We start from the raw sequence: 6333 nt of genomic DNA, 5'->3' as shown, positions 1-6333 counted from the left end.
GGTTACTTGGGGCTTTTCCAAGTGACCCGCTGTAAAAGCGGAACCAATAGCCGCCGTTACCCAAGTAACGGATATGCCCCCAACCCCGACCCCAAAACTATCGTAAGTGAACCGCATTACGCACAGTCGTGGGCATTTTCATCGGTAACGAAACTTACTTCGAAGTCAGCACCGAATAGCTGTTCATCAGGTTGCGATAGTTTGGAATGCGCGGCGACAGCAGGTTCGCCAAGCCTTCCATGTCGTTACGCCAGTCGCCTTGCAGCTCACAGGCCACCGAGAACCAGTTCACCAGTTGCGCACCCGCAGCAGACATGCGCGCCCACGCGGCTTGCTGCACGGTTTCGTTGAACGTGCCCGAAGCGTCAGTCACCACAAACACCTCAAAGCCTTCAGCCAGCGCCGACAGCGTCGGGAACGTCACGCACACGTCCGTTACGACACCGGCGATGATCAGTTGCTTACGACCAGTGGCTTTCACGGCTTTGACAAAATCTTCGTTGTCCCAGGCGTTGATCTGGCCTGGACGCGGGATGTACGGCGCGTCCGGGAACAGCTCCTTGAGCTCAGGCACCATCGGACCGTTAGGGCCGTTTTCGAAGCTGGTGGTGAGGATGGTCGGCAGTTTGAAGAACTTGGCCAGGTCCGCGAGGGCCAGCACGTTGTTCTTGAATTCGTTCGGCGAGAAATCCTGGACCAGCGAAATCAGGCCGGTCTGGTGGTCGACCAACAGGACAACGGCATCGTCTTTATTCAGGCGTTTGTACGGAACGTTGCTCATGTGAAACTCCTCGATGGATGGGTATTACGTGAGGCGCCGATGCAGCCCATCGGCGCTTTTTTCTGAGCGTCAGAACGCGAAGCACGAGCAGCCAAAGGCGCCCCAGAAACCCGCAAAATCACTGACCGGCGCGTTCGACAGGCGCGCTTTGTCATGGCTGTGGGCATGCACGCCGCATGGACCGCTGCAATGGTGAACCTGCGCCTGCATCGGCGAAGTCGGACGCCAGTGCCCCGGCACTTTCACCACCGGCGACCAGTCCGGCAGCACCGGCACGCTGGCCGGCCCGAGTTTTTCGAAATCACCGGCGGCGTACACCACCTTGCCGCCGACCACGGTCAACACCGACTCGATCCACTTGATCGCTTCTTCGTCGACGCTGAAAAAGTCCGCACTCAGCGCAGCCACGTCCGCCAGTTGGCCGACCTTGATCATGCCTTTCTTGCCCTGCTCGGAAGAGAACCAGGCGCTGCCGTGGGTGAACAGTTCCAGCGCGGTCTGCCGGGACAAGCCCTCGGCATGCAGCTCAAGCCCGCCCACTGTGCGGCCGCTGACCATCCAGTACAGCGAAGTCCATGGATTGTAGCTGGACACCCGGGTCGCGTCGGTGCCGGCGCCGACCGGCACACCTTCGGCCAACATGCGCTTGATCGGAGGGGTCGCTTCAGCAGCTTTGGCGCCATAACGCTCGACGAAATACTCGCCCTGAAACGCCATCCGGTCCTGAATCGCGATACCGCCGCCCAGCGCCCTCACCCGCTCGATGTTCTGTGGGGTGATGGTTTCAGCGTGGTCGAAGAACCACGGCAAACCGTTGAACGGAATGTCGCGATTGACCTTCTCGAACACGTCGAGCATGCGGCTGATGGACTCGTTGTAAGTAGCGTGCAAACGGAACGGCCAGCGTTGTTCCACCAGGTGGCGGACCACCGGTTCCAGCTCGTCTTCCATGGTTTGCGGCAGGTCCGGGCGCGGCTCGAGGAAGTCCTCGAAATCCGCCGCCGAAAACACCAGCATTTCCCCTGCGCCGTTGTGCCGCAGGAAATCGTCGCCCTGGTGCAGGGTCACGCTGCTGGTCCAGTTCTTGAAATCGGTCAGCTCTTCTTTCGGCTTCTGCGTGAACAGGTTGTAAGCAATGCGAATGGTCAGTTGCTGGTCCTTGGCCAACTGTTCGATCACCTGGTAATCGTCCGGGTAATTCTGGAAGCCACCCCCGGCATCGATCGCACTCGTCAGGCCCAGACGATTGAGCTCGCGCATGAATTGGCGGGTCGAGTTGACCTGATACTCCAGCGGCAGCTTCGGCCCCTTGGCCAGCGTCGAGTAGAGAATCATCGCGTTCGGACGCGCGACCAGCATGCCGGTCGGGTTGCCATTGGCATCGCGGACAATTTCGCCGCCCGGAGGGTTCGGCGTATCGCGGGTGTAACCGGCCACGCGCAAGGCAGCGCGGTTGAGCAAGGCGCGGTCGTAGAGGTGCAGGACGAACACCGGGGTGTCCGGCGCGGCCTGGTTGAGCTCTTCCAGGGTCGGCATGCGTTTTTCAGCGAACTGGAACTCGTTCCAGCCACCGACCACGCGCACCCATTGCGGCGTCGGCGTACGATCAGCCTGATCCTTGAGCATGCGCAGGGCATCGACCAACGACGGCACGCCTTCCCAGCGCAGTTCGAGGTTGTAGTTCAAACCGCCACGGATCAGGTGCAAGTGCGAGTCGTTGAGGCCAGGGATGACGCAGCGACCCTTGAGGTCGATGACCTGCGTACCCGACCCGCGCAGGGCCATGGCCTGGGCATCGGTGCCGACCGCAACGAAGCGACCATCGCTGATCGCTACAGCGCTGGCGCGTGGGTTTTCACGGTCAACGGTATGAAATTGGCCATTGAATAGAATCAGATCGGCGTTCATCGCGTTTCCTTGGGCTGAGTGGAAGAAGATAGCCAAGGCGCGAACAAGCGTGTGGCCATTGGCATGAACAGGTACACCACCGAGACAACGATGGTCAGCGTGATCAGGAATGTCGCGACCACGTAATTGGAGAGCAACGCGTTGAGCCGCAGCAGCGGGCCCCAGATCAGCGGCACCAGCAGCGTGTGCGGCAGAATCACCAGCAACGTGACCACGGCCTGCTTCCAGCGCGGAGGTGGCGACGACGCGGTATCGGCTTGCGGGGCGAACCAGAATTCTTTGACCGGATTGACTTCGGTCTGGTCGCCATCGGCGAGCATCGGCGTGGCTTCGTTGACCAGCTCCAGGCGCTGCGGCGAATCGAGCCAGCGCTGCATCGCCTCGGTCGAGCAAAAGCGCAGCACGCAGGTGTACATGTCGAGCCCGGCGTTTTTACCGCGCATCACGTCTACACCCAAATGCCCGTCCTGCTGCCCCGCGATGCTGACAATGTTGCGCAACCAGGCTTCGTAAGGCACTTCAAAACCAGCCTTGACCCGGTGCTTGATGACCAGGGTCACGACTTCTTCGAAACGGTTGGATTCAGGCATAACGCAAAGCTCCGGCGAATCGGACATTGAGCGCCAGCCGTCCCGGCCCGGCGATGAAAAGACTGGTGAACAGAATCAGCAGCAGCCAGCCGAACTGCCCTTCATCGAGGCTCCACTGTGGATGCACGACCAATAGGGCGATCAACAGGACACACAGAATCGGCAGGCACGCCAACCGCACCAACACCCCGGCAATGATCAACAGCGGACACAGCACCTCGGCAAAAATAGCCAGCATCAGCGTGACATTCGCACCGAGGTGGAAAGGGTCTTCGATGACCTGCAACTGCGCGCTGTAGTTAAGCAGCTTGGGCAAACCGTGCACCCACAGTAGAAACAATCCGCCGCTGACCCGCAGAAAAAGCAACCCGAAGTCCTGGGCCCGTTGATCCCATTGCGAAGCGTTCATGGGCTACCTGCACAAATGAAAAACCACCGGCAGCCATGCGCCGGGACGTCATTCGATAATGCCGGGGCGGGGATGGGAAAAATTGAATGTACGTGCTCTTTTTGTGGATGAGCCCGGCAGTGAGATCCGCCGTAGCCCCGTGTGAGATCTTCATGGCAGGAACGCATTTGTCTGACGCAAAAAAAAACGGCCTCTTGCGAGGCCGTTTTTTCAGTGGATCAACTCCGGAGCCATGTTGATGCCTCTGTTCAAAAGGAGCACTTTTGAGATGTTACTCATCCGCCGGAATTGAAAACGCTCAGCCTCAGCGGTTGCGATACCACCGGGGGCGATGTCCCGCGGGTATAGCTGAATGTCACCGTGACCGTTTTGCCGACATTGGCGCTGACAAGCGAAGTGGGCAGCAGAATTTCTCTTGGCTTTATGTCGCCAGCCCGAACCGGAGAGGTGGTTCGCGTCCCGGCGCCGGGCGTGCCAACCCACATTACTCTGAGCAGATCCAAGGCTTCCATGTCGTAGTCCAACACGGCAGTCAGGCGATCTCTGGCCGCAACCAGGTCGAGGTTGATGTTATCGGGGGCCTCTTTGATGGTAAGCGGCAACGGAAGTGGCGACGTTACGTTGATCGTCCACGCGTTGGATTCCTCATTACCGCCATACAAAGCCACAGCCTTGAATACATGCCGCCGCACATCCAGCTCCGCCACCAACAATTCCCAGCGACCGGAAATGGCCCTGGCTTTACCAAGGAAGACTTCCCCATCAAAGAGCTCCACCTCTTCGCCCGCCAATGCGGTCCCGGTTACCGTTACGCGAGAATGAGCAGTGTCTCCCATGTCGGGAATAACGATATTGTCGGAGCCCTTCACCGATTCGATCACCGGGACAACCGGTGTGACCGGTCCATTCGTGCTGATGATGTAGTTGCGATGCGCAAACCTCTGGGCAAGGGCCGGGTCCTGGCCACCCTGCAGCCCCGCCATAAACTCCAGAGTCAGCGTACTGCGATCCTTGAGCCCCTTCAGCGGGTCGGCGGAGTAGCCTTGTGCATAGAAGCCTTTGTCGAATTTCTGATCGACAACATTGTGCGGTGCACTCCAGTACAGCTCATCGAAAACGCTATCGTTGGCGTTGGTCCCTCTGAGACGCAACCAGAAGTATTGACCTTGGGTTTGCAGGGGCCATGCGTTAATCCGAAGGGTGAATTCGGTCAGCGCATTGACATCAAGGACCAAACCCGTGCCAAACCCGGGTGCCTGCGTGATTAAGGGTCTGGGCAACTCACTTAGCGCTATCGGCAGCACGTATAAAATCAACGGCTGCGAAGTCACAGGCGCAGAGTCACCTCGAATAACGGTATAGGTCAGCGTCACCGTCCTCCCCAAATTGAAGATCACCAGCGGTATACCGCCTATCCCGACCTCCAAGGGACGCAACTCACCCACCGGGAAAAACACCGACGTATACGAACCAGCCCCCGGAGCCCCTGCCCAAGACACACTGACCCTGTCACCGGGCTCAATGGCGTACTCCATGACAATCCTGCAGCTATGCCTGACCGCCAGTGGATTCAAGAGATCGGAGACTGGACTTTCCCGAATGTACAGAGGTGGCAGGTCGTCCGTGACTAGTTCCGTAATCTGACCATTCATTATTCGTTCCCTGTACGTGATTAAACCTGCCACCTGGAGCAGGTCTATCACACACCGAATCGCGAACACCGGCTACTGTCAGAACTTACAGGTCAACGACAATTACGGACGAATGGTAAGGATTGACGGGGCTGACCTTTTTCAACTGACAACGGTACCGCCCGTTCAACCAACCACACTCCAGCCAGCCAGCCAGACAACCCACAATGCATCGGCGCACACGCATCGCTCTCCACCACTCAACAGGCCGAGCGGTCGCTCGCCTGCAGCTCTTGATCTTGATCCATCTGCCCCTTCGGAACGCGGAGCGTCCCTGGCTGCATTCCCACGCGGAGCGTAGGGAACGATCAGTGGGGTAGCTGGAAGAGACTGGTCGGCTGGCCGGGCGCCATCGCGGCGATGCGGCGACCCGACAAGCCCGCTCCCACAGGGTTCGATGCACACCTGCAAGAATCTGGTCGGCCGTCAGGTCGCCATCGCTAGCAGGCTAGCTCCCACAATAAAAACCGAGGCGCCCCGCCCGCTTTTAACCACTCAACAGGCCGAGCGTTAGCTCGCTTGCAGCTTTTGATTTTGGTCCGCCCGCCCCTTCGGAACGCGGAGCGTCCCGGGCTGCATTCCCACGCGGAGCGTAGGGAACGATCAAGTGGCGGCAGGAAGAGTCTGGTCGACTGGCAAGCCACCATCGCTAGCAGGCTAGCTCCCACAATAAAAATCGAGGCGCCCCGCCCGCTTTTAACCACTCAACAGGCCGAGCGTTAGCTCGCTTGCAGCTTTTGATCTTGGTCCGCCCGCCCCTTCGGAACGCGGAGCGTCCCGGGCTGCATTCCCACGCGGAGCGTAGGGAACGATCAAGTGGCGGCAGGAAGAGATTGGTCGGCTGGCAGGGCACCATCGCTAGCAAGCCAGCCCCCACAATAAAAAACAACGTACACCGCCCGCTTTTAACCACTCAACAGGCCGAGCGTTAGCTCGCCTGCAGCTTTTGATCTA

General features: G+C 59.1%; 5 protein-coding genes. All 5 read right to left on the bottom strand.

Annotation, left to right across the window (positions count from 1 at the left end; translation table 11 throughout):
• Positions 1–154: 154 nt before the first annotated feature.
• The 5 genes from ycaC to ACM6I0_RS15065 all read right to left on the bottom strand — a co-directional run bounded on the left by ycaC (position 155) and on the right by ACM6I0_RS15065 (position 5223).
• Positions 155–781 (bottom strand): isochorismate family cysteine hydrolase YcaC, encoded by a 627-nt coding sequence (gene ycaC / locus ACM6I0_RS15085; protein WP_157714602.1) that lies wholly within the window; start codon positions 779–781, stop codon positions 155–157.
• A 69-nt stretch (positions 782–850) separates the two neighbouring features.
• Entirely contained in the window at positions 851–2689 is a 1839-nt protein-coding gene (locus ACM6I0_RS15080; RefSeq protein WP_285433293.1) for an amidohydrolase, read from the bottom strand.
• Entirely contained in the window at positions 2686–3279 is a 594-nt protein-coding gene (locus ACM6I0_RS15075) for an antibiotic biosynthesis monooxygenase (RefSeq protein ID WP_285433292.1), read from the bottom strand. The genes ACM6I0_RS15080 and ACM6I0_RS15075 overlap by 4 nt, the downstream gene beginning before the upstream one ends.
• A complete protein-coding gene (locus ACM6I0_RS15070; RefSeq protein ID WP_285433291.1) occupies positions 3272–3688 on the bottom strand; it encodes a DoxX family protein in 417 nt (138 codons plus the stop codon). The genes ACM6I0_RS15075 and ACM6I0_RS15070 overlap by 8 nt, the downstream gene beginning before the upstream one ends.
• Before the next feature lie 275 nt (positions 3689–3963).
• Positions 3964–5223: a hypothetical protein gene (locus ACM6I0_RS15065; RefSeq protein ID WP_414922710.1), complete on the bottom strand. Its 1260-nt coding sequence runs from the start codon at positions 5221–5223 to the stop codon at positions 3964–3966.
• Between the last annotated feature and the right edge of the window lie 1110 nt (positions 5224–6333).

The organism is Pseudomonas sp. IT-P294 (assembly GCF_949767865.1).
In the GTDB taxonomy this organism is placed as follows: Bacteria; Pseudomonadota; Gammaproteobacteria; order Pseudomonadales; family Pseudomonadaceae; genus Aquipseudomonas.
The sequence above is the reverse complement of the archived record's forward strand: the minus strand, read 5'-3'. Positions and strand labels throughout refer to the sequence as shown.